25 protein-coding genes and 1 pseudogene are annotated in these 25,388 nt (G+C 64.3%); 7 read left to right on the top strand and 19 right to left on the bottom strand.

Annotated elements, in window-relative coordinates:
• Positions 1 to 201: 201 nt before the first annotated feature.
• The 14 genes from dhaK to NLY43_RS15685 form a co-directional block, all read right to left on the bottom strand.
• Entirely contained in the window at positions 202 to 1,188 is a 987-nt protein-coding gene (gene dhaK, locus NLY43_RS15750) for a dihydroxyacetone kinase subunit DhaK (protein WP_023668785.1), read from the bottom strand.
• 22 nt (positions 1,189 to 1,210) lie between these two features.
• Positions 1,211 to 1,636 carry a hypothetical protein gene (locus NLY43_RS15745; RefSeq protein ID WP_023668784.1) on the bottom strand — a complete coding sequence of 142 codons (426 nt, stop codon included), beginning with the start codon at positions 1,634 to 1,636 and terminating at the stop codon, positions 1,211 to 1,213.
• Between the two features lie 10 nt (positions 1,637 to 1,646).
• Complete coding sequence (ptsP, locus tag NLY43_RS15740) at positions 1,647 to 3,233, bottom strand: phosphoenolpyruvate--protein phosphotransferase (RefSeq protein WP_023668783.1); 1,587 nt, start codon at positions 3,231 to 3,233, stop codon at positions 1,647 to 1,649.
• Positions 3,217 to 3,519 (bottom strand): HPr family phosphocarrier protein, encoded by a 303-nt coding sequence (locus NLY43_RS15735; protein WP_023684207.1) that lies wholly within the window; start codon positions 3,517 to 3,519, stop codon positions 3,217 to 3,219. The genes ptsP and NLY43_RS15735 overlap by 17 nt, the downstream gene beginning before the upstream one ends.
• 21 nt (positions 3,520 to 3,540) lie before the next feature.
• A complete protein-coding gene (gene dhaM, locus NLY43_RS15730) occupies positions 3,541 to 3,930 on the bottom strand; it encodes a dihydroxyacetone kinase phosphoryl donor subunit DhaM (RefSeq protein WP_023690004.1) in 390 nt (129 codons plus the stop codon).
• A complete protein-coding gene (gene dhaL / locus NLY43_RS15725) occupies positions 3,927 to 4,529 on the bottom strand; it encodes a dihydroxyacetone kinase subunit DhaL (protein WP_023711249.1) in 603 nt (200 codons plus the stop codon). Before dhaL ends, dhaM begins: the two co-directional genes overlap by 4 nt.
• A gap of 70 nt (positions 4,530 to 4,599) precedes the next feature.
• A complete protein-coding gene (locus NLY43_RS15720) occupies positions 4,600 to 6,243 on the bottom strand; it encodes a dihydroxyacetone kinase subunit DhaK (protein ID WP_023711248.1) in 1,644 nt (547 codons plus the stop codon).
• Between the two features lie 60 nt (positions 6,244 to 6,303).
• A complete protein-coding gene (locus NLY43_RS15715) occupies positions 6,304 to 7,317 on the bottom strand; it encodes an ABC transporter ATP-binding protein (RefSeq protein WP_023711247.1) in 1,014 nt (337 codons plus the stop codon).
• Entirely contained in the window at positions 7,310 to 8,422 is a 1,113-nt protein-coding gene (locus tag NLY43_RS15710; RefSeq protein WP_023711246.1) for an ABC transporter ATP-binding protein, read from the bottom strand. Before NLY43_RS15710 ends, NLY43_RS15715 begins: the two co-directional genes overlap by 8 nt.
• A gap of 2 nt (positions 8,423 to 8,424) precedes the next feature.
• Complete coding sequence (locus NLY43_RS15705; protein WP_023694181.1) at positions 8,425 to 8,628, bottom strand: hypothetical protein; 204 nt, start codon at positions 8,626 to 8,628, stop codon at positions 8,425 to 8,427.
• 214 nt (positions 8,629 to 8,842) lie between these two features.
• A complete protein-coding gene (locus NLY43_RS15700) occupies positions 8,843 to 9,793 on the bottom strand; it encodes a carbohydrate ABC transporter permease (RefSeq protein WP_023711245.1) in 951 nt (316 codons plus the stop codon).
• Positions 9,790 to 10,737: a carbohydrate ABC transporter permease gene (locus NLY43_RS15695; RefSeq protein ID WP_031198535.1), complete on the bottom strand. Its 948-nt coding sequence runs from the start codon at positions 10,735 to 10,737 to the stop codon at positions 9,790 to 9,792. Before NLY43_RS15695 ends, NLY43_RS15700 begins: the two co-directional genes overlap by 4 nt.
• 124 nt (positions 10,738 to 10,861) lie before the next feature.
• Positions 10,862 to 12,193, bottom strand: coding sequence for an ABC transporter substrate-binding protein (locus NLY43_RS15690; protein ID WP_023713419.1), 1,332 nt, complete (start codon positions 12,191 to 12,193; stop codon positions 10,862 to 10,864).
• A 254-nt stretch (positions 12,194 to 12,447) separates the two neighbouring features.
• Positions 12,448 to 13,146: a PIG-L deacetylase family protein gene (locus NLY43_RS15685; protein ID WP_023711244.1), complete on the bottom strand. Its 699-nt coding sequence runs from the start codon at positions 13,144 to 13,146 to the stop codon at positions 12,448 to 12,450.
• A 26-nt stretch (positions 13,147 to 13,172) separates the two neighbouring features.
• On the opposite strand from NLY43_RS15685, the gene NLY43_RS15680 reads away from it, so the two are divergent.
• The 4 genes from NLY43_RS15680 to NLY43_RS15665 all read left to right on the top strand — a co-directional run bounded on the left by NLY43_RS15680 (position 13,173) and on the right by NLY43_RS15665 (position 18,575).
• Positions 13,173 to 14,063 carry a DMT family transporter gene (locus tag NLY43_RS15680; RefSeq protein WP_023711243.1) on the top strand — a complete coding sequence of 297 codons (891 nt, stop codon included), beginning with the start codon at positions 13,173 to 13,175 and terminating at the stop codon, positions 14,061 to 14,063.
• Between the two features lie 41 nt (positions 14,064 to 14,104).
• Positions 14,105 to 16,567, top strand: a complete 2,463-nt coding sequence (gene hrpB / locus NLY43_RS15675; protein WP_023711242.1) for an ATP-dependent helicase HrpB — start codon at positions 14,105 to 14,107, stop codon at positions 16,565 to 16,567.
• A gap of 32 nt (positions 16,568 to 16,599) precedes the next feature.
• Positions 16,600 to 17,925: an ActS/PrrB/RegB family redox-sensitive histidine kinase gene (locus NLY43_RS15670; RefSeq protein WP_023690015.1), complete on the top strand. Its 1,326-nt coding sequence runs from the start codon at positions 16,600 to 16,602 to the stop codon at positions 17,923 to 17,925.
• An 86-nt stretch (positions 17,926 to 18,011) separates the two neighbouring features.
• Complete coding sequence (locus NLY43_RS15665) at positions 18,012 to 18,575, top strand: ActR/PrrA/RegA family redox response regulator transcription factor (RefSeq protein ID WP_023672848.1); 564 nt, start codon at positions 18,012 to 18,014, stop codon at positions 18,573 to 18,575.
• Positions 18,576 to 18,808: 233 nt separating this feature from the next.
• Here NLY43_RS15665 and NLY43_RS32830 read toward each other — a convergent pair.
• Positions 18,809 to 19,927: pseudogene (locus NLY43_RS32830) on the bottom strand (integrase core domain-containing protein); the annotation flags it as partial.
• Positions 19,928 to 20,238: 311 nt separating this feature from the next.
• On the opposite strand from NLY43_RS32830, the gene nhaA reads away from it, so the two are divergent.
• A complete protein-coding gene (gene nhaA, locus NLY43_RS15650; RefSeq protein ID WP_023713557.1) occupies positions 20,239 to 21,426 on the top strand; it encodes a Na+/H+ antiporter NhaA in 1,188 nt (395 codons plus the stop codon).
• A gap of 52 nt (positions 21,427 to 21,478) precedes the next feature.
• On the opposite strand, the gene NLY43_RS15645 is transcribed toward nhaA, so the two are convergent.
• A complete protein-coding gene (locus NLY43_RS15645) occupies positions 21,479 to 21,979 on the bottom strand; it encodes an MmcB family DNA repair protein (protein WP_023713558.1) in 501 nt (166 codons plus the stop codon).
• 131 nt (positions 21,980 to 22,110) lie between these two features.
• Here NLY43_RS15645 and NLY43_RS15640 point away from each other — a divergent pair, with 131 nt between their 5' ends.
• Positions 22,111 to 22,383 (top strand): hypothetical protein, encoded by a 273-nt coding sequence (locus NLY43_RS15640; protein ID WP_156935500.1) that lies wholly within the window; start codon positions 22,111 to 22,113, stop codon positions 22,381 to 22,383.
• A 259-nt stretch (positions 22,384 to 22,642) separates the two neighbouring features.
• Here NLY43_RS15640 and cueR read toward each other — a convergent pair whose 3' ends face one another.
• Positions 22,643 to 23,062 carry a Cu(I)-responsive transcriptional regulator gene (gene cueR / locus NLY43_RS15635; protein WP_023703112.1) on the bottom strand — a complete coding sequence of 140 codons (420 nt, stop codon included), beginning with the start codon at positions 23,060 to 23,062 and terminating at the stop codon, positions 22,643 to 22,645.
• Positions 23,063 to 23,300: 238 nt separating this feature from the next.
• Here cueR and NLY43_RS15630 point away from each other — a divergent pair, with 238 nt between their 5' ends.
• The gene (locus NLY43_RS15630) at positions 23,301 to 23,918 is read left to right on the top strand and encodes a L,D-transpeptidase (RefSeq protein WP_023692663.1); all 618 of its coding nucleotides are present in this window, start codon (positions 23,301 to 23,303) and stop codon (positions 23,916 to 23,918) included.
• Positions 23,919 to 24,100: 182 nt separating this feature from the next.
• Here NLY43_RS15630 and NLY43_RS15625 read toward each other — a convergent pair whose 3' ends face one another.
• Positions 24,101 to 24,670 carry a NifU family protein gene (locus NLY43_RS15625; protein ID WP_023685140.1) on the bottom strand — a complete coding sequence of 190 codons (570 nt, stop codon included), beginning with the start codon at positions 24,668 to 24,670 and terminating at the stop codon, positions 24,101 to 24,103.
• A gap of 201 nt (positions 24,671 to 24,871) precedes the next feature.
• Entirely contained in the window at positions 24,872 to 25,363 is a 492-nt protein-coding gene (locus NLY43_RS15620; protein WP_023672856.1) for a universal stress protein, read from the bottom strand.
• Positions 25,364 to 25,388 lie beyond the last annotated feature (25 nt).

The raw sequence follows: 25,388 nt of genomic DNA, 5'->3' as shown, positions 1-25,388 counted from the left end.
GGTGGCCGGGCCGTCGCTGCCGATACCGCGATAAGACTTCTACGGCTTCGGTTTGGATGAAGCCGGAGCGGTCGGCCGCAAGGCAAGCCGCGCTGCAGGCGGGCAATCTGTCGGCGTGACTGCGGGTAACGGTCCGTCCGGTCCCGCAGGCTAAGGCAAGTTCATAAGCCGCCTGTTCGGGATATGGGCAAGGCCCCTCCGTTACAGTCCCCAGCGCAGCGCGGCTGTGTGCACCGGCGCGTCCCACATTGACGTTGCCTCGTCATCCAGCATGGTCAGCGTGATCGAGCAGCCGGCCATGTCGAGCGATGTCACGTAGGACCCGACCAGCGAGCGGGTCACCGTCACGCCCTGTTTTTCGAAGATGTTTCGGGCGCTGTTGTACATCAGATAGAGCTCCATCAGCGGCGTGCCGCCAAAGCCGTTGATGAACAACAGTGCCGGGCCTTTCGCCCTGTCGCCGAGATCGCCCAGGATCGCGGCGCAAATCTCTTCGGCGATCGCATCGGCGCTTTTCAACGTGTCGCGACGCCGGCCGGGCTCGCCATGAATGCCGACGCCGAATTCCATCTCGCCATCACCAATCTCGAAGGTCGGCCTGCCGGCCGCCGGCACCGTGCAACTGGTCAGCGCCACGCCCATCGAACGCGTCGCGCTGTTGATGCGACCGCCGAGCGCCTTGAGATCCGCCAGCGCCATGCCTTGCTCGGCGGCGGCGCCGACGATCTTCTCCACCACCAGCGTGCCGGCGACGCCGCGCCGGCCGGTCGTAAAGGACGAATTCTCGACGGCGACGTCATCATTGATCACCACCTGCAGGACGCCGTCGGCCATTTCGCCGGCCATGTCGAAATTCATCACGTCGCCTTCATAGTTCTTGACGATGAACAGGCAGCCGGCGCCGGTATCGACGGCGGCGGCCGCCGCCAGTATCTGGTCCGGCGTTGGCGAGGTGAAGACCTGGCCGGGGCAGGCGGCGTCCAGCATGCCGTGACCGACAAAGCCGGCATGCAACGGCTCGTGGCCGGAACCGCCGCCCGAGATCAGCGCCACCTTCCCCGGCTTCATCACCTTGCGGCGAATGAATTTGTGCTCCTCGCCCAGCACCAGGATGTCGGCATGAGCTGCAACGAAGCCGTTGAGGCTTTCGGTCAGCACCGTGTCGACGGAATTCATAAACTTCTTCATGTGTCCTCCCGACACAACACGATCAGCCGCCACTCCTGCCGGTGATGCTGGTGATCTTCTGGATGAATTCGTTGATCGCCTTGTCGAGCGCTGCATTCTGCTTGTCGTCGCCGAAATCGGGCACGATCAGCGAGACATGCCGGGTCTTGCGCATGCCTGCCGCAACCGACATCTTGCCGGGATGCGCCAGATGATAGGCAGCCAGAAACTGATCGCGCTCGGCCGGACTGAAATGGCAGACCGAAAAAATAGCCGGCAGATGTTTTGACGGGATCGGGGTCGAATAGGCCGCGCTGGAAATCTGGGTGACGAAGCTGCGGTGCTTGCCAAGCGCGTCGGCAAGGCGTTGTCGCATACCCGACGGTCGCTGGTCGATGACCTGCGACAGGATCGTCTTGTAGGCGCGGATCGCCTCTTCGGAGCCGGCTTCTGGTGTCTTGTCGGCCATCTCAGTCATCCTAGACCGATGCATCCGAGATGGCCGCCTTGGCCATGGCGAGTTGGGCGGGAGCCACCGAGAGATCCCGCAGGCCGGCCTCGAGCAGTGCCGGGATCGATGCCGGATCGCCGCCGGCATCGCCGCACAGGCTGACTGGGATTTTCGCGCGCAGGCCAAAAGCGGCAACCGAGCCGATCAGCCGCAACACGGCGGGATGGCGGACAGAATTAAGATGCGCCACGGCTGCGTTATCGCGGGCAGCCGCCATTACATATTGGGTCAGATCGTTCGAACCGATCGAGAAGAAGGCGACATCGGCGAACGCCTCCGGCGCGATCGCCACCGAAGGCACCTCGACCATGATGCCGAGCGGCGGCATTTTTTGCGCGATGCCGCGCGCGGCAAGCCCGGCCTGCTCCTCCATGAACAGAGCGGCGGCGCGTTGGTATTCCTCCGCGACGGCGATCATCGGAAACATCACCTTCAGATTGCCGTGCACCGCCGCGCGCAGCAGCGCCCGGATCTGTACGCGAAACACCTCCGGCCTTGCCAGCGACAGCCTGATGCCACGCAGCCCGAGGAACGGGTTGCTCTCCTCGACGGTGAAGCCCGGCACCGGCTTGTCGCCGCCGGCGTCGACGGTACGGATGGTTACCGGCTTGTCGCCTGCCCATTCCAGCACCTTGCGATAGGCCTGGTATTGCGTCTCCTCGTCCGGCGGCGCCTTGCCGAACAGGAATTCGGTGCGCATCAGCCCGACCCCGTCGCAGGTCGAAATGTCGATGCCGTCGACCTCGGACGGATCGGCGATGTTGACCTGCACGCGCACTGTCGTCCCGGCCCGGGTTACCGCCGGTTTCGCGAGATAGACTCCGGCCTTGTCTCGATGTGCCACAAACGAGGACGAGGACCGGTGGAACGCTTCGATCTCGGTCGTGGTCGGCGAAAGCACGATACCGCCATGCTCCGCATCGAGCAGAGCCAGACCGACGGGATTAGCCGGCGAAGCGCCAAGCCCCACCACCATCGGCACGCCGCGCGAGCGCGCCAGCATGGCGACGTGGCTGGCGGCGCTGCCGGCCCTCAGCGCGATGCCGCCGCCGGTGCTCCAGTCGGTCTCGAGAAAGCGCGTCGGCGCGATGTCCTCGCCATAGAGAATGGCGCCGGCTGGTGGAGCGCTCTCCTGCTCCTCGGTAAGGGCGCGCAGCACGCGGTCGCGGATATCGCTGATATCGGCGGCGCGAGCCCGGAAATAGTCCTGGTCTGACGTTTCGTAGCCGGAGATTTCGGCGTCCAGCGCCTGTCGCCAGGCCATGTCAGCCGGCATGCCGGACGCGATCGCGGCAAAAGCCGGGCCGGTCAGTGCCTCGTCCCCAAGCATGGCGAGCTGGAATTCGAGAATGCCGGCGGCCTCGTCATCGGCGGTTTCGATCAGGGTCGCGAGCCGGTCCGTCGCGCTGGCGATAGCTGCTTCCAATGCGGCCTTCTCGTCCGCGGCGCTCGCCTTGCCCGTGTAGTGCGCGGTGCCGTTGTCGAGGTTGAACAACGGCCCCTCGGCATAGCCGGCCGAGGCCGAAATGCCTTGCAGCCTAAGCGGTTCGGGCATGGCCCGCATCCTCGTCGAAACCGCGTCGCACCAGCTCGGCCAGCGCTCTCACGGCATCATCGGCGCCGTCGCCTGTGGCCCGGATGTGCAGCATGGTGCCTTTCGGCGCCCTGGCCGCCATCACCTTGACGATGCTCTTGGCGTCGAACCATGGGCCGTTGGCGGCAAGCGCAATCTCCACCTCGGCGGCAAAGCTCTTGGCAAGCTTGGTGAACTTCACCGAAGGGCGCGCGTGCAGACCTACCTCGTGGGTGATCAGGACGGTGGCCTCGGCAAATGCGGACATCAGGTCAAAATTCCCGTTCGCTCACGACGGCGACAATTCATGCGCCGTCGCCACCACTTCCTTCAGCGAGGCCCCGCCGGACGCCTCCGTCGCAGCCATCACCGCGCCTTCGACGATCGGCGCGTTGCAGACGACGATCTTCTGCGCCCGCGGCTCGCCGATCATTTCCACCGCCATTTCCGAATTGGTCTCGGCGCCGCCGAGATCGACCAGTATGGCGACGCCCGCCTCCGACCACGCCTTGTCGATGGCGCCCATGATCGCTTCGACGCTGGTGCCGAGCCCGCCATGGCCGTTTCCGCCGCACCATGCAAGCGGCACTTCGTCGCCCACCATCTGCCGCACCATGTCGGCCGTGCCTTCGGCAACCAGCGGCGAATGCGAGACGATGACGATGCCGACATTGCTCATGCTTGGCCCTCGACGGTTTCGGCGACGGTCCGCACCAGCAGCGCCACAGAGCGTCCGCCGGCATCCATATGACCGATTGAGCGGTCGCCGAGGAATGAGGCGCGACCGCGTGTTGCCTTCATCGGCACGGTCGCTTCGGCAGCCGCGTCGGCGACATCTGCGATTTCCATGGCCGTCTTTCCTTTGACCAATGCGTCATGCACGGGTTGCAGCACATCCAGCATGGTCTTTTGACCAACCTGGGATTTGCCTCTAGCGGCCACCGCCTCGATTGCCTTGCCGAAAGCAGCCGTCAGCTTGGGGCGATCCGGCTCTCCTGAAATCTCCTTGCCCAGCGCCAGGAACAATGTACCGAACAGCGGCCCGGACGCACCGCCAACCGTCATCACCAGCTTGGTGCCGATCGCCTTCAGCGCCTCGGGCAGCGGCTTTGCAGCGAACGCCCCGGCATCGGCGCGCACAGCCTCGAAGCCGCGCTTCATGTTCAGCCCATGGTCACCGTCCCCGATCGCCTGGTCGAGCGCGGTCAACTCTTCCGAGTGAGCGGCGATCGTGTCCGCGGCGGCGGTGATCAGCCTGGCAAGGTCGAACGCTGCCATGTCCAGATTCCCGGTTTCGATCCTGCCGGCAGTATCGCAAGAGTTTTCATTCGACAATCGAAGCATGCCGTCAGGCCGTTGCATGCAGCGCGGCGGCGGCCGCGAACACTTCGGCCACGGCATGGGCGCCAGGGTCGACTACGCCCTGCAATTTGGTGCCAACATAGGCGGAGCGTCCGGCCTTCGCCTTCTCCATGGCAGCGGTCGCCTCGGCGCCGTGCCGTGCCGCTGTAGCCGCGGCATCCAGCCCCTTGGCATCGAGCGCCTTCAGCGCCGGCTCCAAGGCATCGACCATGGTGCGGTCGCCGACCTTGGCGCCACCGTAAAAAGTCATGCGGTCAAGCCCGGCAAGCAGCGCCTTGGACAGGGTTGCTCCGCCGTTCGAAGCCTGAGCCGCCGCCGTGAAGAAGATCGACAGCAAGACGCCTGAGGAGCCGCCCATTGCGACGCCCAGACTATCGCCTATAGCCGCAAGCGTGGCGGCAGGGTCAGCCAGCGGCAGCGCATCGAGCCGTTCCAGCACGCTGCGCGCGCCGGTCGCAACCGTCGAACCGGTATCGCCATCGCCCGCCTTGGCGTCGAGCCCGTTCAGTGTCTCTTCGAGCGCGATCAGCCGTTCGCAGACCGTGACGATCAAACGCCTGGTGCCGGAATCCTGGCTGGCCCTTTGGGCTGCGCTGTTTCCAGCCGCTTTCGCCATAGGCACGATAGCCGGCGCGACGACGGTTTTGGCAGGCATCCAGGCATGTGGGCCGACAGGTGCCAGCAAGGCTGCCTCGCGCGCCGCATCGAGCTTGATCAGCGACAGCGAAAAACCGTTCATGTTGAGCGCCGTCATCAGCGGTCCGGGGCCGATCGCAAGCTTCACGGTCTTGGCCAGCGGCGAGGCCAGCACGGCATTGGCGACCAGCGACATTTCGAGCGGCGGCACCGAGCCGAGATTGTTGATGAGCAACGCGTGGCTGGCGTTCGGGTCGAGCCGCACCGCCAGCCGCTCCGCCATGATCGCCACAAGTCTGTCGGCGCTCTGCACGGCGATGCGCTCGACGCCCGGCTCGCCATGGATGCCGAGGCCGAGTTCGCCGTCATTTTCGCCGAACCGCTCTTCATGTGGCTGGCCGGGGATCGAGCAGGACGACAGCGACATGCCGAGCGAGATGATGTCCTTCGTCGCCGCGCGAGCGGCTATAGCAACGGCTGCCAGGTCCTGACCGGTCTCCGACAAATGGCCGGCGATCTTGTGCACGAACAAGGTGCCGGCGACGCCGCGCGGCTGGTTGATACCCGGCAGGGCGATGTCGTCGGCAACGATCGCCATCTCGACGCGAAACCCCTCGGCGCGCGCCTTCTCGGCCGCCAGGCCGAAATTGAGCCGGTCGCCGGTGTAGTTCTTGACGATCAGCAGGCAGCCGGCGGGGCCGGTCACCGCGCGGATCGCCGCCAGCACCGCCTCGACGCTGGGCGAGGCAAAGATCTCGCCCGAAACCGCCGCCGTCAGCATGCCCTTGCCCACAAAGCCGGCATGGGACGGTTCGTGTCCGGCGCCGCCACCGGAGACGACGGCAACTTTCGCCTTGTCCCAGTCGGCGCGCAGCACGACCTTGATCTCGGGGTAACCGTCGAGGCGCGCGAGATCGCCGGAACCGATGGTCCGCAACAGGCCATCCAGCGCCTCGGTGACGATCGTTTCCCTGCGGTTGAAAAAGTGCTTCATCGAGTTCGTCCCGTATTCGCAATCGTCAGTCAGAAGCCGGCGTCTAGACCGCCGAAACCGTCACATCAGTCGTTGTCCGTCGGCGCCGAAATACAGCGGCGAGCGGTAGCGGATCACCACTTTGTCGCCCTCGGCCAGATCCGTATCGGGGTCGGTGAGCGTCACCAGTTTCTTTGGGCCGACCGTAACATGCAGATGGTTCTGGTCCCCGAGATGTTCGACCCAGTCGACGACGCCTTCGGCATGGCCGTTTGCGGCCTTCTCGATCGACAGATGCTCGGTGCGCGCGCCGATGGTCTTGGTTCCGGTCGGCGCCCCACCATCAGGCAGCAGCCCGGCCGGCAGCAGGTTGATCGCCGGCTGGCCGAGGCGGGCCGCGACATGAAGGTTGGCCGGCTCCGAATAGATTGTGCGCGGCGTGCCGATCTGCACCAGCACGCCGTCATTGAGGATCCCGATGCGATCGGCCATGGTCATCGCCTCGATCTGGTCGTGCGTGACATAGAGCATGGTGGCGCCGAGTTCGGCCTGGATGCGCTTGAGTTCGAGCCTGAGATCGGCGCGCAATTTGGCATCCAGCGACGACAGCGGTTCGTCCATCAGATAGATCGACGGTTTGCGCACCAACGCTCGGCCGATGGCGACGCGCTGCATCTCGCCGCCCGACAGTTTGGTCGAGCGGTTGGCGAGCTTGTGGTGGATGCGCACCATCCTTGCGACCTCTTCGACGCGGCGGCGAATCTGGTCCTCCGGTACTTTCCGCGCCGGCGAGCGCAGCGGGAAGGCGAGGTTGTCGTAGACCGACAGATGCGGGTAGAGCGAATATTGCTGGAACACGAAGGCGGTGTCGCGCTCGGCCGGCGACAGCGTCGTCGCATCGTGGCCGCCAATATGGATCGTGCCGCCATCCGGCCGCTCCAGTCCGGCGATCAATCTCAGCGTCGTCGTCTTGCCGGCGCCTGTGGGACCGAGCAGCACGACGAATTCGCCATCGGCGATGTTAAGGTCGAGGCCATCGACGGCGACATGGTCGCCGAAGCTTTTGGTCACGCCCTTGATGTGCACGTCAGCCATGCTGCGCTCTCCCTTGAGAGGCGGTATCGTGAACAGCGGTGCGCACGGCGCGGCCCGATCCCTTGTCGAAGAGTGACAGCCGCGCGCTGTTCAACATCAGGCCGACATGATCGCCGGCAGCGAGCCGGATTTCGGCCGGCACCCGCGCCTTGATGATGCCGTCCGCCGTCTCCACCGCCACGATCTGCGTCGTGCCGAGATATTCGGTGCCGTAGATGGCGCCGCGCAGTTTCGACGCATCGTCGAAACGGATGTGCTCGGGACGGATGCCGAGCGCCATGTCGGCGGGCGCAATTTCCTCGCGCACTTCCGGCACCGCCACCTTGGCGCCCTGGACGACGATTTCCTTCGCCCCCTTCGCCAGCCCGCCACCGAAGCCCAGGAAATTCATCGGCGGCGAGCCGATGAAGTCGGCGACGAACATGGTTGCCGGGCGGTCGTAGATTTCGCGCGGGCTGCCGAACTGTTCGATGACGCCATGGTTCATGACGGCGATCTTGTCGGCCATCGACATCGCTTCCATCTGGTCGTGCGTGACATAGACGGTGGTGGCGTGGATGCGGTTGTGCAGCTCGCGCAACTCATGCACCATCAGATCGCGGAATTCGGTGTCGAGCGTGCCGAGCGGCTCGTCCATCAGAAAACACTTTGGCCGCCGCACGATGGCACGGCCGAGCGCGACCCGCTGGCGGTCGCCGCCGGCAAGCCCTGAGACCGATTTGTTGAGCAGGTGGTCGATGCGCAAAAGCTTGGCCGTCTCTTCGACCCGCTGGCGGATCTCGGCGGACGGCATGCCTTGCGCCAGCAGCGGGAAGCCGATGTTCTTGCGCACATTCATATGCGGATAGAGCGCGAACAGCTGGAACACGAAGGCAATGTCGCGCTCCCGCGCCCGGCGCATGGTGACATCCTCGCCGCCGAGCAGGATCTGGCCGCCGGTCGGCAGTTCGAGCCCGGCGATCATGCGCAGCGTCGTCGTCTTGCCGCAGCCTGACGGCCCAAGCATCACGAAGAACTCGCCATCCTCGACGACGAAGCTGGAATCCTGCACGGCGACGAAATCGCCGAAGGCCTTTCCCAAATGTTGGACGCGGATTTCGGCCATGATTATTCCGGGAATTTCGAGACGATGATGAACATCACCGTGCCGGCGAGCATGGTGATGAAGGAATAGGTGTAGAGCGCCAGCGCGAAAGGCTGGAACAGCATCAGGAAGCCGACGGCGATGAGCGCCGTCGCAATGTTTTCCATGAGGCCGCGCCGGGCCCAGCGAGGCCAGGATGACTTTTTGGAGATGGCTGGGCGCGTCATGCGTAGCTGCCTTCCTTCTGCCCGGCAACGGGGCGAGACGGTTGCCAGGTGGTTCCCCCACTCCGTCGCTGCTTCGCAGCGCCACCTCTCCCCCCTCCGGAGGGAGAGGAAGGCAGCCTGCCTGAATGAAGTTCGCGTCCTTCCTCTACCCCGTCGATCGGGGGAGAGGTGTCGAGCGAAGCTCGACGGAGTGGGGGTCGACTTGACACACCAATCATTTGCGTACCGCGCCGAAGGTGATGCCGCGCAGCAATTGTTTGCGAAGCAGGATGGTGAAGACCAGGATCGGCACCAGGAAGATCGTCGTGCCGGCCGCCACCGCCGGCCAGTCCTGGCCGCCTTCGCCGATGATAGTCGGGATGAAGGGCGGTGCGGTTTGCGCCGTGCCGGAGGTGAGTAGTGCCGCGAAGGCATATTCGTTCCAGGCGAAGATCAGGCAGAAGATGGCGGTCGCGGCGATGCCGGTGGTGGCTTGCGGCAGCACGGTGCGCCAGAAGGCCTGCAGCCTGGTGTAGCCGTCAATCATCGCCGCTTCCTCATACTCGCGCGGGATCTCGTCGATGAAGCCTTTCAGCAGCCACACCGCCAGCGACACGTTTACCGCCGTGTAGAGCAGGATCATGCCCAGCGCGGTGTCGGACAGGCCGAGCTCGCGGTACATCAGGTAGATGGGAATCGCGACCGCGATCGGTGGCATGAAGCGCGTCGACAGGATGAAGAACAGAAGGTCATCGGCCAGCGGCACCTTGAAGCGCGAGAAACCGTAGGCCGAAAGCGTGCCGAGGAATACGGCGCAGAAGGTGGAACCGAAGGCGATGATCAGTGAGTTGACGAAGCGCGGCAGGAAATTGGACGGGCCGGCAATCACCATGTTGCGCTTGCGCGAGGTCTCGTCGCAGAAACCGGTCGCGGGTCCGAGCGAGTTGATATACTCGGGCGTTTGCCTGGTGCGCGTCGTGAACAGGTTGCAATAGCCCTCGATGCTCGGCTGGAACAGAATCTTGGGCGGATAGGCGATCGAATCCGGCGGCGTCTTGAAGCTGGTGGCGAAGATCCACAGCAACGGCACGATCGAGATCAGCGCGTAGAGCACGATGATGGTGCCGGCGATCCGCTTCGAATTGGCCGAGGGGGCGACGACGGAGTGGGCGGTGGTCAGGCTCATCTCTGCTTCACCTTGTTCAGCGCCTTGACGTAGATGTTGGCCAGCCCAAACACCGCGACGAACAGGATGATGGCGAAGGCCGAGGAATATCCGGTGCGCCAGCTCTCGAAGGCCTGCCGCTTCAGCGTGATCGAGGCGACCTCGGTGGTCGAGCCCGGCCCGCCACCGGTCAGCAGGTTGACCATGTCGAACATCTTGAAGTTCTCGATGCCGCGAAACAGCACCGCCAGCATGATGAAGGGCAGCGCCATGGGCAGCGTGATCGACCAGAACTGCCGCCAGTTGGACGCGCGGTCGACCTCGGCGGCTTCATAGATGTATTCGGGGATGGAGCGCAGGCCGGCGAGACAGATCAGCATGACATAGGGCGTCCACATCCAGGTGTCGACGATGATGATCGACCACGGCGCCAGCGACACGTTGGACAGCATCTGGATGTCGGTCGGTGGTATCCGGGTGACGAACGAGATGGCGTAGGCGAACAGGCCGATCTGCGGCTCGTAGAGGAAACGCCAGAAATTGCCGACCACCGCCGGCGACAGCATCATCGGCACCAGGATGATGGTCGTCCAGAAGGCGTGGCCGCGAAACTTCCTGTCGATCAGCCATGCCAGCGTGAAACCGATCAGCGTCTGCAGCAGGATCGTCCAGAACACGAAATGCGCCGTCGTCTGCATGGCGATCCAGATGTCCTGGTCGCCGAGGATGCGCTGGTAATTGGCGAAGCCGAGGTTCTTCACCACCTCGTTCGGGCGGTTCGCCCGGAAGTTGGTGAAGGACAGGTAGATCGCCCAGAACAGCGGGAAGATGTTGATGGCCAAGAGCAACAGGATCGTCGGCGAGATGAACAGCCAGGCGAGGCCCTTGTCGCTGATGCCCCGGACCTTGCGGGCCAACGGCTCCGGGGTCGCCCGGGCAACGTTCTCCGCAGTCCGATTGAGCATGGTGAGTCCTGCTTCGGTCACGTCAAGTCTCGACACTGGAATTTATCTGAACTGCGTCCCGTGCCAAGGGCGGCACGGGACGCGTCGGCGCGACTCGGGAGGAGCCGTTAAACCGTTGGTCCGGTTACATCTTGCCGTCGTCCTGGAACACTTGCGTCCAGTCCTTGACCAGGCCGTCAAGCGCGTCCTTGGCCGAACCCTGGCCGGCAACGACATAGTCGTGGAAGCGCTTCTGCGACGCCTGCAGCAGCGGTGCGTAGCTCGGCTCGGCCCAGAAGTCCTTCACGATCGCCATCGAGTCGAGGAAGGTCTGTGCATAGGGCTGGCTGGACGGGAAGGCCGGGTCCTTGACCACCGCGTTCAGGCAGGAATAGCCGCCGAGCGACCACCATTTGGCCTGCACATCCTTGTTGGCGAACCACTTGATGTATTTCAGCGCCGATTCCTGCTTGTCTGAATAGGACACGACCGAAATGCCCTGGCCGCCAAGCTGCGCAAACTGGGCGCCGCCGGGACCCTTCGGATTGACGAAGTAGCCGATCTTGTCGCCGCCGACATTCTCGTCCTTCTGCAGGCCGGGCCAGGTGAAGGCGAAGTTCATGTGCATGGCCACCTGACCGGATTTGAAGGCGTCGACGCCTTCGCCCATATAGCTGTTCGAGGCACCCGGAGGCGTGCAGCAATCGTAGAGCGACTTGTAGAACTCCAGGCCTTTGACCGCGTCTGGCGAATTGACGAAGCCTTCCATCTCGTAGGGCTTCTTGGGGTTTTCATACTGGAAGCCGTAGCTGTAGAGCACGTCCATGGCGCCCATGGTGATGCCTTCCGAGCCACGCTCGGTGTAGATCGAAGCGCCATAGACGGTCTTGCCGTCGATCTCGCGCTTCTGGAAGAATTCGGCGACCTGCTTCAGTTGGTCGAAGGTGGTCGGCGGGCCGAGATCCCAGCCATATTTTTCCTTGAATTCCTTTTGCAGCTCCGGCTTGGAGAACCAATCCTTGCGGTAGGTCCAGCCGACGACGTCGCCCATGGCCGGCAGCGCCCAGTAATTCGGCGTGTTCTTCGGCCATTCGGAATAGCCGACGACTGTTGCCGGCACAAAGTCGTCCATGCTGATCTTCTCCTTGTCGAAGAAGTCGTTTAGCTTGACGTAGTGGCCGTTCTCGGCCGAGCCGCCGATCCACTGGCTGTCGCCGATGATCAGGTCGCACAGTTTGCCGTGCGAGTTGAGCTCGTTGAGGAAGCGGTCGGCATAGTTGGTCCACGGCACGAATTCGAATTTCATGCCGATGCCGGTTTCCTTGGTAAAATCCTTGGACAGTTCGACCAGCGCGTTTGCCGGATCCCAGGCGGCCCAGCAAAGCGTCAGGTCTTCAGCGTGCGCAACGTTCGAGACGGCTGTCGACGCGGTAATCGCCGAGGTCAGTCCCAACGCCAGTTTCAAGCTCGATTTCATGCCTTCCTCCCATTTGCGAAACGCGCCCGGATGGCCGTTTCAAGAACCCCTCAACCCTCGCTCCTCCGAGGGGCTAAACACGGCGCGCTATGCGTCGCCAGGGCGGCGCGGTGCGCCGCAGATGTTTAGTAATTTGTTTAGTGATGCAATTTTTACTAAACAAGGCAAGCGAATTCGTCGCTGCGCCGCAACATGGCGAAACGGCGATTGAAATCGTTGGGAAATGATTGCCGGACGGCTCGCCCGGAAGTTGCTTAGCCGGGGTCGCCTATAATTTTCGTCTGCGGCGTCACCGGCCGAACAGGGGGCGCGGGCGGCAGCAGCGCGCGGATGTCGGCGAAGGGAAATGTCGGCTCGAATCGGAAGGCCTCGGCCAGGGAGCCGGGAACGCTGTTGCATTGCCCGGCGCGAAACTCATTCTGGACGCGCGCTCTGTCGACATACTGCTCCGGCCACTGCGACTGGTGCGCGCGGATCGCCTGCGTCTTGATATCGCCGTAGGCGGAAATGTCGACATAATGCGTCGGCGCAAAGCCGGTGCCGCCCATCGTGTCGGCATGCAGCACGGGGACGCCGAACGAGGCCGCGATGCGCACGCCGTCCGACAAAGCGCGATGGTCGGCGTGATAGTCGTTGGGGGCATGCGTGATCACCAGATCCGCCGCTGTCTCGCGTATCAGCGCTTTCAGCGAAGCGATCAGCGCCGCATCGGCCACCAGTTCGCTGTCGGGGAAGTCGAGAAAGCGAAGGGTTGCGCCGAGCAACGCCGCAGCGGTCGCCGCCTCGTCGCGGCGGACACGAGCCAGAACGCTCGGGTCGCCCATGCCGCCCCTGGCGCCATCCGTGGCCACGGCAAAAGTCAGTTCTGCGCCTTGCGTGGCATAGGCAGCCAGCGTACCGAACATGAATATCTCGATGTCGTCGGGATGCGCGCCGAGCGCCAATACCTTCACTGCACTCTCCCCGGAAATGGAAAAACGTGACGAACGGAATCCTGCTCGCCCTCATCGCCTATGCAAGCTATTCGTGCAGCGATGCCGTTATCAAGAGCCTTGGCGGACAGTTCACCGTCTTCGAGATCGGCTTCTTCATCACGCTGTTTGCCGGCTGCTTCCTGTTTTTCAGCCGCCCAGTCGATGAGCGCTGGCGCGACTTCTGGCGCACCGGGCGGCCATGGGCGGTGCAGGCCCGCGCCTGGGCCGGCATCGCCTCGGGCGTGCTCAGCGTCTACGCCTTCACCACCATTCCGCTGGCCGAGACCTATGCACTGATCTTCCTGGCGCCGCTTTGCGTTACCATTCTCTCGACCGTCATCCTGAAAGAAAAGGTCGGTCCATGGCGCTGGCTGGCGGTGGTTGCCGGCTTTGCAGGCGTCATGCTGGTGGTGCGGCCAGGTTTTCGCGAGTTGCATCTCGGACACCTTGCCGCGTTCACGGTGGCCTTCCTTGCCGCGGCCAGCGTCATCCTGATGCGGTCGCTCGCCCAGCAGGAAAAGCGCACCACCATGCTCGGCGTGCTCATCGGTTACGGGCTGCTGTTCAACGGGGCCGGCACCATCGCCACGTCGTTCACCCTCCCCAACGCCATGCAACTGCTGTGGCTGGTGCTGGGCGGCGCCTTTACCGCCGGCGGCCAATTGCTGCAGCTGCTGGCCGCCAAATACGCACCGGCCAACCGCATGGCGCCGACGCATTATTCGCAGATCGTCTGGGCGGTGATCCTCGGTGCGTTGTTCTTCCAGGAGTATCCGGACTGGATATCGCTGGTCGGCTTGGCCGTCGTTGGCGCGTCCGGCCTGCTCACCATGGTGCGCGAGGAGGTGCGGCTGGGCACGGTGCGCTGGAACCCGTTTGCGCGCACGAGGCTTTGATCCGGTTGCATGGCCATAGTGACCGCTGATATGCGGACGCAATGACGACGAGATCCTTGCCGGAGCTTCCGGTATCCGCCGTGCTGCCGGCCCTGAGCGAGGCGCTCGGCTCCGGCAACAGCGCCGTCCTGATGGCGCCGCCCGGCGCCGGCAAGACGACGCTGGTGCCGCTGGCGCTGCTCGATGCGCCCTGGCTGGTCGCCGGCAAGATCGTCCTGCTCGAACCGCGCCGGCTCGCCGCCCGCGCCGCCGCCCGCCGCATGGCCGAATTGCTTGATGAAGAGCCCGGCGCCACTGTCGGCTATGCCATGCGCATGGAAAACCGCACATCGGCCCGGACAAAAATCCTGGTCGTCACCGAAGGCGTCCTGGCGCGCATGATCCTAGACGATCCCGAGCTGCCCGGCGTCTCGGCGGTGATTTTCGACGAATTCCACGAGCGCTCGCTCGACGGCGATTTCGGCCTGGCGCTGGCGCTCGACGTGCAGGGCGCGCTGCGGCCGGATTTGCGGCTGCTGGTGATGTCGGCAACGCTCGATGGCGCGCGCGTCGCGAAACTCCTGTCCGGCGCCCCGGTGATCGAAAGCCAAGGCCGCGCCTTTCCCGTCGACATCCGTTACGACGAACGGCCGGCCGGCGTTCCCGTCGAAGACACCATGGCCAAGGCTATCCGCTCCACCCTTGCCGAGGAGAGCGGCAGCGTGCTCGCCTTCCTGCCCGGCCAGCGCGAGATCGAGCGCACCGCCGAGCGGCTGCAGGGCCGCCTCGGCGCCGACACCGACATCGTGCCGCTCTACGGCCAGCTCGACAACAGGGCGCAGGATGCCGCCATCAAACCGGCGCCGCCCGGCCGCCGCAAGGTGGTGCTGGCGACGTCGATCGCCGAGACCTCGATCACCATCGACGGCGTGCGCGTCGTCATCGATTCCGGCCTGTCGCGGCTGCCACGATACGAACCGGCGAGCGGCCTGACGCGGCTGGAGACGGTGCGTGTCTCCAGGGCGTCGGCCGATCAGCGTGCCGGCCGCGCCGGGCGTACACAGCCAGGCGTCGCCATCCGCCTGTGGCGGGCCGAGCAGACGGCGGCCCTTCCCGCCTTCACCCCACCCGAGATTCTCGAAGCCGACCTGTCCGGCCTACTGCTCGATTGCGCCGCCTTCGGCGTCGCCGATCCCGCAAGCCTGTCCTTCCTCGATCCGCCGCCCATTCCCGCGCTCAACGAGGCGCGGGCGCTGCTCCTGGCGCTGCACGCCATCGATGCGGCCGGCCGGCTGACGGAGGCGGGCGGCGCGATGCGCAAGCTGGCCCTGCCCGTGCGGCTCGCACACATGGTCGCTGAAGCCGCTGGCGGCGGCCACGCGCTCGAGGCTGCGATGCTAGCCGTCCTGCTCACCGAGCGTGGTCTCGGCGGCGACGGCGCCGACCTCGAACGGCGCTTGATGCGCTTCCGCACCGAAAAGTCACCGCGCGCCGTTGCGGCAAGGCAGCTTGCCGGGCGATTGGCGAAGGAGGCGGGCGGCCCCAAGAGCAGCGAAACCGCTTCTGCCGGTCTTCTCCTCATCCACGCCTGGCCGGACCGTGTCGCCAGAGCGCGCGGCGAGCGCGGGCGTTTCGTGCTCGCCAACGGCTCCGGCGCCATGCTCGAAGCCGCCGATCCGCTGGCCGGCGAGACCTGGCTGGTCGTCGCCGATCTGCAAGGCAAGGCGCAAAACGCCCGTATAACCGCCGCGGCCGCGGTCCACGAGACCGACATCCGTGCCGCTCTCGCCGACAGGATCGAGACGCGCCGCGAGACAAGCTTCGACCGCGAGCGGCGCGCGGTGCGCGTGCGCGAGACCGCCAGGCTCGGCGCCATCACTTTGTCGGAGCGCATGCTGCCCGCACCAACTGGAACAGACGCCGACCGCGCCATCCTGGATGCCTTGCGCGAGCACGGCCTGTCGCTGCTGGAATGGAGCAAGGACGGCGAGACGCTGCGCCAACGGCTTGGCTGGCTGCATCGCGGCCTAGGCGCGCCTTGGCCCGATGTTTCGGAAGCCGCCCTGCTCGAACGCCTCGACGACTGGCTGCTGCCGTTCCTGTCGGGCAAGGCGTCCTTCGCCGCCATCGACCCCGGCACGCTGTCATCGGGCCTGATGGCGCTGGTGCCGCATGATTTGCAGCGCAAGATCGGCACACTGGCGCCGACCCATTTCGACGCGCCGTCCGGCAGCCATGTGCCGATCCGCTATGACGGCGAATGGCCGGTGCTGGCCATCCGCGTGCAGGAACTGTTCGGCCTTGACCGCCATCCGGCAATCGCCAACGGCACCGTGCCGCTGACGCTCGAGCTGTTGTCGCCGGCGCACCGGCCAATCCAGACGACGCGCGACCTGCCCGGCTTCTGGCGCGGCTCCTGGGCCGATGTGCGCACCGACATGCGCGGCCGCTATCCCCGCCATGTCTGGCCGGAAAATCCGCTGCTCGCTGCGGCCACCGCCCGCGCCAAACCGCGAGGGACCTAGCGCTCGTCCTTTCCCGGCTATAATCCTTGGCCATGATCAACATCGTGCACGCGCCAGACTTCCAGCAAAGCCAGCGGCTGCGCCTCAACACGCTGATCCGGCTGCGCTGGCTGGCCATCGTGGGCCAGAGCCTGGCGGTGCTGGTCGTCGCCTATGGGCTCAAATTCCCGCTGCCGGTCAGCCTCTGCTTCGCGCTGGTCGCCTGCTCGGCCTGGCTCAACCTGGTGCTGACCTTCCGCTATCCGGCAGCGCACCGGCTGACCCCGTTCTCAGCCTTTTTCATCCTGACCTTCGACAGCCTGCAGCTTGCCGGCCTGCTCTATTTGACTGGCGGCCTCACCAACCCGTTCTCGGTGCTGATGACCGTGCCCGTCGTCATCTCGGCGGCCTCGCTGCCGCTGCGGCTGACTGCGGTGCTCGGCGCGCTGGTCATGGCGGCGGCCACGTTGCTGGTCTTCTTCCACCAGCCGCTGCCATGGTATGAGGGCGCGCCTCTGCCCATGCCATTCATCTATGTCGCCGGCATATGGATGGCGGTGTTTTCCTCGATCGCCTTCACTGCCATCTATGCCTTCCGCGTTGCCGAGGAAGCCCGCCTGCTCGCCAATGCGCTTGCCGCCACCGAACTGGTGTTGCAGCGCGAGCAGCATCTGTCGGCTCTGGATGGGCTTGCCGCCGCCGCCGCGCACGAACTCGGCACGCCGCTCGCCACCATCGCCCTTGTCTCCAAGGAGATGGAAAAGGCACTTGGCGACGACCCAAAATACGGTGAGGACGTCAAACTTCTGCGGTCGCAGAGCGAGCGCTGCCGCGAGATCCTGAAGCGGCTGACCAGCCTGTCCTCCGAGGGCGAGGCGCATCTGTCGCGTCTGCCGCTGACCTCGCTGGTCGAGGAGGTGACCGCGCCGCACCGCGATTTCGGCATCTCGATCAAGCTTCGGCCGGGCGAGCGCGTCGGCCCCGAACCGGTGGGACGGCGCAACCCCGGCGTCATCTACGGCCTCGGCAATCTGGTCGAGAACGCCGTCGACTTCGCCCGCAACAGTGTGACGGTGCGATGGAGCTGGGACGAACTCGACGTCACCTTCTCGATCATCGATGACGGGCCGGGCTTTCCCCCCGAAATCATCGATCGCATCGGCGAGCCCTATATGTCGACACGCCAGGGCAACGAGGCTGGCGGTGGCCTGGGTCTCGGGCTGTTCATCGCCAAGACCTTGCTCGAACGCTCCGGCGCCACGCTCGATTTCCGCAATTCGAGCGGACTGGGCGAAGGCGCGATCGTGCAGATATCGTGGCCGCGCACGGTCTTCCTCAACCCGGAATCGGTGGGGATCTCGATGTTCGACACCGCGTAAAAGCCTTGGCGGAGGCGGCAAAATTGGACAATGGCGTTCAGGAACTATATCTGCGTAAAATTAAGGCAGCAGGATTTTTTGAGATAATGACTGGCGAAGAAGCAATTGGCGCAATGGTCGAAGGCGAGGACACCTCGCTGCTCATCGTCGACGACGACAAGCCGTTCCTGACGCGGCTGGCCCGCGCCATGGAAACCAGGGGTTTCGTGGTCGAGACGGCCGAGAGCGTCGAGGAGGCAGTGGCCAAGGCGCGCGCCCACCCGCCGGCCTATGCGGTGGTCGACATGCGGCTTGGCGACGGCAACGGCCTCGACGTCGTCGCCGCCATCCGCGAGAAGCGCGACGATGCCCGCACCGTCATCCTCACCGGCTACGGCAACATCGCCACCGCGGTGACCGCGGTGAAGCTCGGCGCCATCGACTATCTGTCGAAGCCGGCTGACGCCGACGACGTGTTTGCAGCGCTCACCCGCACCGCCGGCGAGCGCGCCGCCCCCCCGGAAAATCCGATGTCGGCCGACCGCGTGCGCTGGGAACACATCCAGCGCGTCTACGAAATGTGCGACCGCAACGTGTCGGAAACCGCGCGCCGGCTCAACATGCATCGCCGCACGCTGCAGCGCATACTCGCCAAGCGCGCACCACGCTGAGGTTCACGCGCCGGTGGCGCCGGCCGCCAATTGCCGAACCTCAGCGCTGCCCCTCACCTGCCTGCCGGCATCCTCTCCCCGTATAGAGACGGGGGAGAGGGGCGCTCTCATCGCCGGTTTCGCCAATCGCCGGCGTTGCAGGAGACGACGGCGAGGCTGAAGCTGCTGTCCAGTCGATAGATGGGTAACACTTTGAACCGGATACATAGGTGACACTTCTCTCCCCCTATGCGGCGGACAAGCTTCATGCGGCGTGTGTCGATGATGCCGAGCGGGTGGGCATGGAATGAGAGTGTCCATTGTCCGTCTTCGGTCTCCAACGCAGCGACCGGTTCGCCCGCCAGCGCTTGCGAGACATATATGAAGCCGCCATTCCATCGGATCTCGCCATTGTGGCGCACGCGGCGGACCGAGGCCTCGGCCGGATAGACGGGCTCGGGTAGTGTCCTGGGCATGGCGCGCTGTGAGGACCGGTAGTGCTGGGCGGGCGTATCCATGCCCAGCGCCTCATGGGGACGTTCCTCATTGTAGCTGTGGCGGAAGGTCTCGAAGGCCTGGCCCTGTGCCGTTCGGTCGGCTTCCGGTGCCTCGGCCATCGGCAGCATGGTCAGGTGAAAGCGCTCGTGACGTCCGTTCTGCTGTGGCCTGCCGGGTGCGATCCGCTCCAGGGTGATGCCGAGCTTGATGAAGCGCACGACAAGCGGCGTCAGCCCGGTGACGCCGGCCGATGCGAAGGGCGGGCCATTGTCGCTTCTGAAGCGATCCGGCAGGCCATGCTCTTAAAACAGCCGCTCAAACACCGGCCAGGCTTCGCTATCGGCCGTCGACCCCGTCGCTTCGAGCGCCAGAAGATAGCGGCTCGACGCATCCATCACCGTCAAGGGTTCGCAACGCCAGCCGTCGCGGGTCCGGAACCAGCCCTTGTGATCGCCAGTCCACACCGCGTTCGGTTCTTGCGGCTGTGGCCAGGGTCCATTGCCGCAGGCCCGCAGGCGGGGTCGCTTGCGGGCGCGGACAAGCCCATGCCGCGCAAGGATCGCGCCGACCGTCGAGGCTGAAGGCCACATGAACTCGGGAGCCGTGCGCCTGAGCCGTGCCACGATCTTCTTTGGACCCCAGAGCGGATGCAGCTCCTTGGCCGCCACAATCCGCTCAACTAGGTCCTGAGCTGTCGCCCGGCCTTGATTGAGCGGTGCTCGCGGCAGGTCGTGCAAACCTTCCGGGCCGAACTCCCGATAACGTCCGAGCCATTTGTAGCCGTTCTTGCGTGAGATCCCGTAGGCCGCACAAAGCGCAACCATCGTCTCATCCCCAGCAAGACACTCCACAACAAACCGTAGCCGCTCGTCCATGATGCCAGTCTCTCGTCAAACCATCGCCGGTCCTCCCGGCGAAGGAGAAAACTGTCACCCATGCTATCGGTCCATTCTGTTACCTATCTATCCGGTTCGGACACTGCCTCTTTCTCCCCGTCGCTATGTGGGGAGTTGAGGAATGGTCCGCGAAGCGGACGAAAAGCCAACTGCTTGGCTTTTCGAATGACGAACGTCCGGCAGGACAATGAGGGCGGCGCCAACGCTGGAAACAGTTGCGCTTGCCGTGCCATCGACCTTTGCCCATCATCGGCAATAACGCCGCCGGAAAACCCGGCAACGGAGCACAGATGCGCGACAAGCAGCCGAAATCCATCCTTCGCGAATTCCTCGACGGCGAGGCGGCGGGCGGCATCATCCTGATGGTTGCGGCAGCCCTTGCGCTGATCGTCGCCAATTCACCATTGGCCGAAACCTATTTCGCCGCTCTCCACGCCTATCTCGGCCCGCTCAGCGTGTCGCACTGGATCAATGATGGGCTGATGGCGGTGTTCTTCCTGCTGGTCGGCCTCGAGATCAAGCGCGAGATGCTCGACGGTCAGCTCTCGACCTGGCCGCGCCGCGTGCTGCCGGGCGTCGCCGCCGCCGGCGGCATGCTGGTTCCCGCACTCGTCTATGTCGCCATCAACCGCAACAACGCCGCCGCGCTCTCCGGCTGGGCGATCCCGACCGCCACCGACATCGCCTTTGCGCTCGGCGTGCTGTCGCTGCTCGGCAACCGCGTGCCGGCGTCGCTCAAGATCTTTCTCACCGCGCTCGCCATCATCGACGATCTCGGCGCCGTCATCATCATCGCCATCTTCTACACAAGCGGCCTATCGCTGGCCTATCTCGGTGCGGCCTTCGCCGTCATCGTGGTGCTCATCGTGCTCAACCGCATGCGGGTGACGAGGCTGACGCCCTACCTCGTGCTCGGCGCCGTGCTGTGGGTGCTGGTTCTGAAATCGGGCGTGCATGCCACGCTGGCCGGCGTCGCGCTGGCTCTCACCATTCCGCTGAAAATCTCTGCCGATAGCGGCCACGATCTCAACCATTCGCCGTTGCACCGGCTCGAACACGGCCTGCACAAGATCGTGCCCTTCGTCGTCATCCCGATCTTCGGCTTTGCCAATGCCGGCGTGTCGCTGGCCGGCCTCAGCGCCGCAGTCCTGGTCGAGCCGCTGACGCTCGGCGTTGCCGCCGGCCTGGTGCTGGGGAAGCTGGCCGGCGTCTTCGGCTCGTCCGCGCTTGCCATCCGGCTCGGCTTCGCCGACCTGCCGGTCAATGCCGGCTGGCTGCACATGATCGGCATTTCGCTGCTCTGCGGCATCGGCTTCACCATGAGCCTGTTCATCGGCCTGCTTGCCTTTGCCAACGACATGGCGCTGCAGGACGCCGTCAAGGTCGGCATCCTGGCGGGCTCGTTCGTTGCAGCGCTGCTGGGGGCAACCGTGCTGTTGGTGGCGCCAGCTGCGGGGGCGGAGGAAGAGGTGGAGTAGGTGTTCTTGGGTTCCTCGCCCCACTTCGTGGGGCGAGGAACTTGAGCTTCGTCTACTCGCTCTCCCCCGCCAGCGCCGGCACCGCCACACCCGCCAGCTCCGCCGCCAGCAGCCGCGCCGCACCCGCCCGTGCAATGCGCAGCATCAGCGCCTTGCGCGTTGCTGCGGCCATGCGGTGCTCGGGCGCCTCGCGCAAAATCTCGGCGCCGTAGCCGTCGGACAGGATGAAGCCGCATTCCTCCGGAAAAATATCCGAGGGCACGCCGGGATGCGTGGCGAAGAAGAAGCGGTCGGAGTGCAGCCGGTAATCAGGCCATTTGCGGTCGACGCGAAAATCCTCGATCGAGGATTTGATCTCGATGATCCAGATGTCGCCCTGCCTGGTCAGCGCCACAAGGTCGGCGCGCCGCCCGGTGGCCAGCGACAGTTCGGGCAGCACATGCATGCCCATTTGCATCAACAGCCTCTGCACGCCGCGCCGCACCAGCATGGCGCGTTCGGACTGGCGGCCGTCGATGAGGGGATTGAGGGGAATCGGCGAAATGATCGGCATGGCAGCCACCATGCCAGATTTTGTTCACGGTTTGAACCCTGTGTGCCATGGCGATGTATGATTGACAAACCATAGGCGAATTTTCTCTCGCAATGATAAGAAGCACGGTCCTTGGCACGAGGGGAGACACCATGGGGTTTTTGGGATTCATCAACCGGCTTTTCCCCGCGACCGAAGAGTTGCGCCGGTACTCAGCGATCGCGGGTCCCTATTCATTCATGTTTCTGGTGAAGCGCATCCCAGCCGAAAACCGGAAATTCGTACGCTTCCGCCTCAGCCATATGGGAGCGGTCCAGGATAGTTACACATTCAGCGTCGAGGAGTTCGGTTCCCTCGTTGATGCCGTCCTGAAGACAAAGGCAGAGCTAGATGACCCACTGCTCACGAGCGCTACCCAGCCGTAGGGGAATGGCGGCAATTATACGGTTGACAGAACCGAGGCTACGACTTGATCCGAGCGCCTTCCGCGATCGCACCATATCTGTATCGGCGCGGTCTGGTATTGCTCCGGAACGCCCCTGCGTCCGCCGATCAACTTCCGTTCTTAGCTATAAGGCGGCCGGACTAAAGTCTTGCGCCGGGAACGCAAAGGTCTGATGTAACCGCTTTGGTTCCGTTCTTGTCCCTTGGACGTTCCCGTATTTTAGTCAGTCGAGATACTACCTATATGGCCGAAGCCGGCCTGTTCTCGAGCAGCGCAGCCCCCGCAATGTCATCCAAAATCGGGCAATCCGGCCGGTCGTCACCATGGCAGGCCTGGATCAGCGTCTGCAAGGTCGTGCGCATCGACTGCAGCTCGCGCACCTTTTCCTCGATGGCGCTGACATGGGCGGCGGCGATCTCGCGCACATCGTGGCTGGCGCGGCTGCGGTCCCGGTAGAGCGCCATCAGCTGCCGGCAATCGTCGATTGAAAAGCCGAGGTTGCGAGCGCGGCGCAGGAAGGCTAGCCGATGGATGTCGTCGCTGGAATAATCGCGATAGCCATTGCCGGCGCGCGCCGGGGCGATCAGGCCGATCTCTTCATAGTAGCGGATGGTCTTGGCCGGCAGGCCGGACCGCGCCGCGGCATCGCCTACATTCATTGTTATTCCTCGATGTGGTTCCCTGATTCTAGGCTATCCGACAGGACCGACCATTGTTTTTCCTTCACAATCCCGTGAGTCCTGTTGCCGAAATGCCATAGTTGCCGGCTTACCGGCACGTAAGCTCCTGCATATAGGCATCGCGCGCTTGGCAAGCAAAGCAAATGCCAGCATGAATGATTTCAGGAAAAGCGGCCGTAACGTGTCGCGACATCTTGGTGGGGCATCGGACCATTTCATGCGCATGAAGTCATTTGCAATCGTCGCCGCACTTGCGTTGTCGGCCGCGATCTCGGGTTGCAGCACGATCGGCTCTCAGCTGTTCACCAACAACTACGGTTCGGTGAACGATGCAGGCTACCAACTGCCGCGCATCCCGATCGAGAGGGTGCCGCTGAAGTACCACCGGCAAGAGGTAAACTACGACACCTCGGAAAAGCCGGGCACCATTGTCGTCGATACTCAGAACAAGTTTCTCTACTTCGTCGAAGGCGACGGCCGGGCGATCCGCTACGGCATCGGCGTCGGCCGCGAAGGCTTTGAATGGCACGGGACCGCCCATATCGCGCTGAAGCGCGAATGGCCGACCTGGACGCCGCCGCGGCAGATGATCCAGCGCCAGCCGGAGCTAGCGAAGTTCGCGAGCGGCATGGAGCCGGGCCTGAAGAACCCGCTCGGCGCGCGCGCCATGTATCTGTTCAACAAGGGCGGTGATATGGGCTACCGCCTGCACGGCAGTCCGGAATGGAATTCGATCGGCAAGGCGATGTCGTCAGGCTGCATCCGGCTGATGAACCAGGACATCATCGACCTCTACGACCGCACGTCGGTCGGCGCCAAGGTCATCGTGATGTAGGACCATGATCCGGAACCGAGGTCCACGAAAGCGAAAAGTGGAACCGGTTTTCGGGAAGATCATGGTCAAAGTAGGCGTTACCCTTCGTACGCGGACCGTCTAGGCAACAACGGACGTCCAAAACAGAAAACCGGGCAATCTGGCCCGGTTTTTTGTTGCTCGCTCGAATGCGTGAAGGGGTCTTAGGAGACCTGCTCGACCTGCTGTACTTCCGGCACGAAGTGGCGGAGCAGGTTCTGGATGCCGTGCTTCAGCGTCGCCGTCGAGGACGGGCAGCCGGCGCAGGCGCCCTTCATGTGCAGGAACACGGTGCCGTTCTCGAAGCCGCGGAAGGTGATGTCGCCGCCATCCTGGGCAACCGCCGGGCGCACCCTGGTGTCGAGCAGTTCCTTGATGGTGATGACCAGTTGCTCGTCAGCCTTGTCGTAGAATTCGCCGGTCTGGCTGGTCTCGGCGGCGGGGCCGGCGTTGACCATCACGGGCGCGCCCGACATGAAATGCTCCATGATGGCGCCCAGGATCGCCGGCTTCAGGTGCTGCCAGTCCGGGCCGTCCTTGGTCACGGTGATGAAGTCATAGCCGAAGAAGACGCCGGTCACGCCGGGGATCTCGAACAGCCGGCCGGCCAGCGGCGAGGCGCTGGCTGCACTGTCGGCGTCGCGGAAATCGGCGGTGCCTTCAACAAGGACTTCCTTGCCGGGCAGGAACTTCAGCGTTGCCGGGTTCGGCGTCGATTCGGTCTGGATGAACATGGCCGTCTCCGTGCCCCAGTCGGGCAGCTAGTTTGGAATAGTTCTAAATAGGCTCAATCTGCTGGACATTCAAGCGAAACGCGTCGCTCAAAACGGCTGGCTGGCGGAATGTCTTTGCTGGCTGGGGATGAATCCCGCGCGGGCTATAAATCCAGGATCGTGATGTTATCCGAACCGCTTCACACTTTCCGGCATCACTCTCTATGCGAGGCTGTCGATCTCCTCGTCGGAAAGGTTCTGCGGCACCACTGTGACGGGAATAGGGAAGGCGGCGCCCTTGCCGGCAACAGCCCCGACCAGCGGCCCAGGTCCTTCCTTGCCGGCACCTGCCGCCAGCACCAGGATGGCGATGTCCTGGTCTTCCTCGATCAGCTTGTGGATCTCTTCGGTCGGCTTGCCTTCGCGCACCACCATCTCGGGCTCGATGCCGAGCTTCTGGCGCACCTTGTTGGCGTAGCCGTCGAGTGCCGCGCGCGCCGTGGCGTTGGCTTCCTCGCGCATGATCTTCTCGACGCCCAGCCAGTGCTGAAAGTCGTCCGGTGTGATGATGTAGAGCAGCACCAGCGTGCCGCTGGTGCTCTGCGCCCGCTTGGAGGCGTACGCGACGGCGCGCTCGCACTCCGGCGTGTCGTCGATGATCGTCAGGAATTTCCTGCGATGGCCGGCTTCGCGACTGAGGCGTTTGGAGACCATGTCTATCTACTCGATGTTTTCGGCC

The sequence above is a fragment of the Mesorhizobium sp. C416B genome (assembly GCF_030323165.1).
GTDB lineage: Bacteria > Pseudomonadota > Alphaproteobacteria > Rhizobiales > Rhizobiaceae > Mesorhizobium.
Note: the sequence above shows the minus strand (reverse complement) of the source record. Positions and strands in the feature narration are given on the sequence as shown.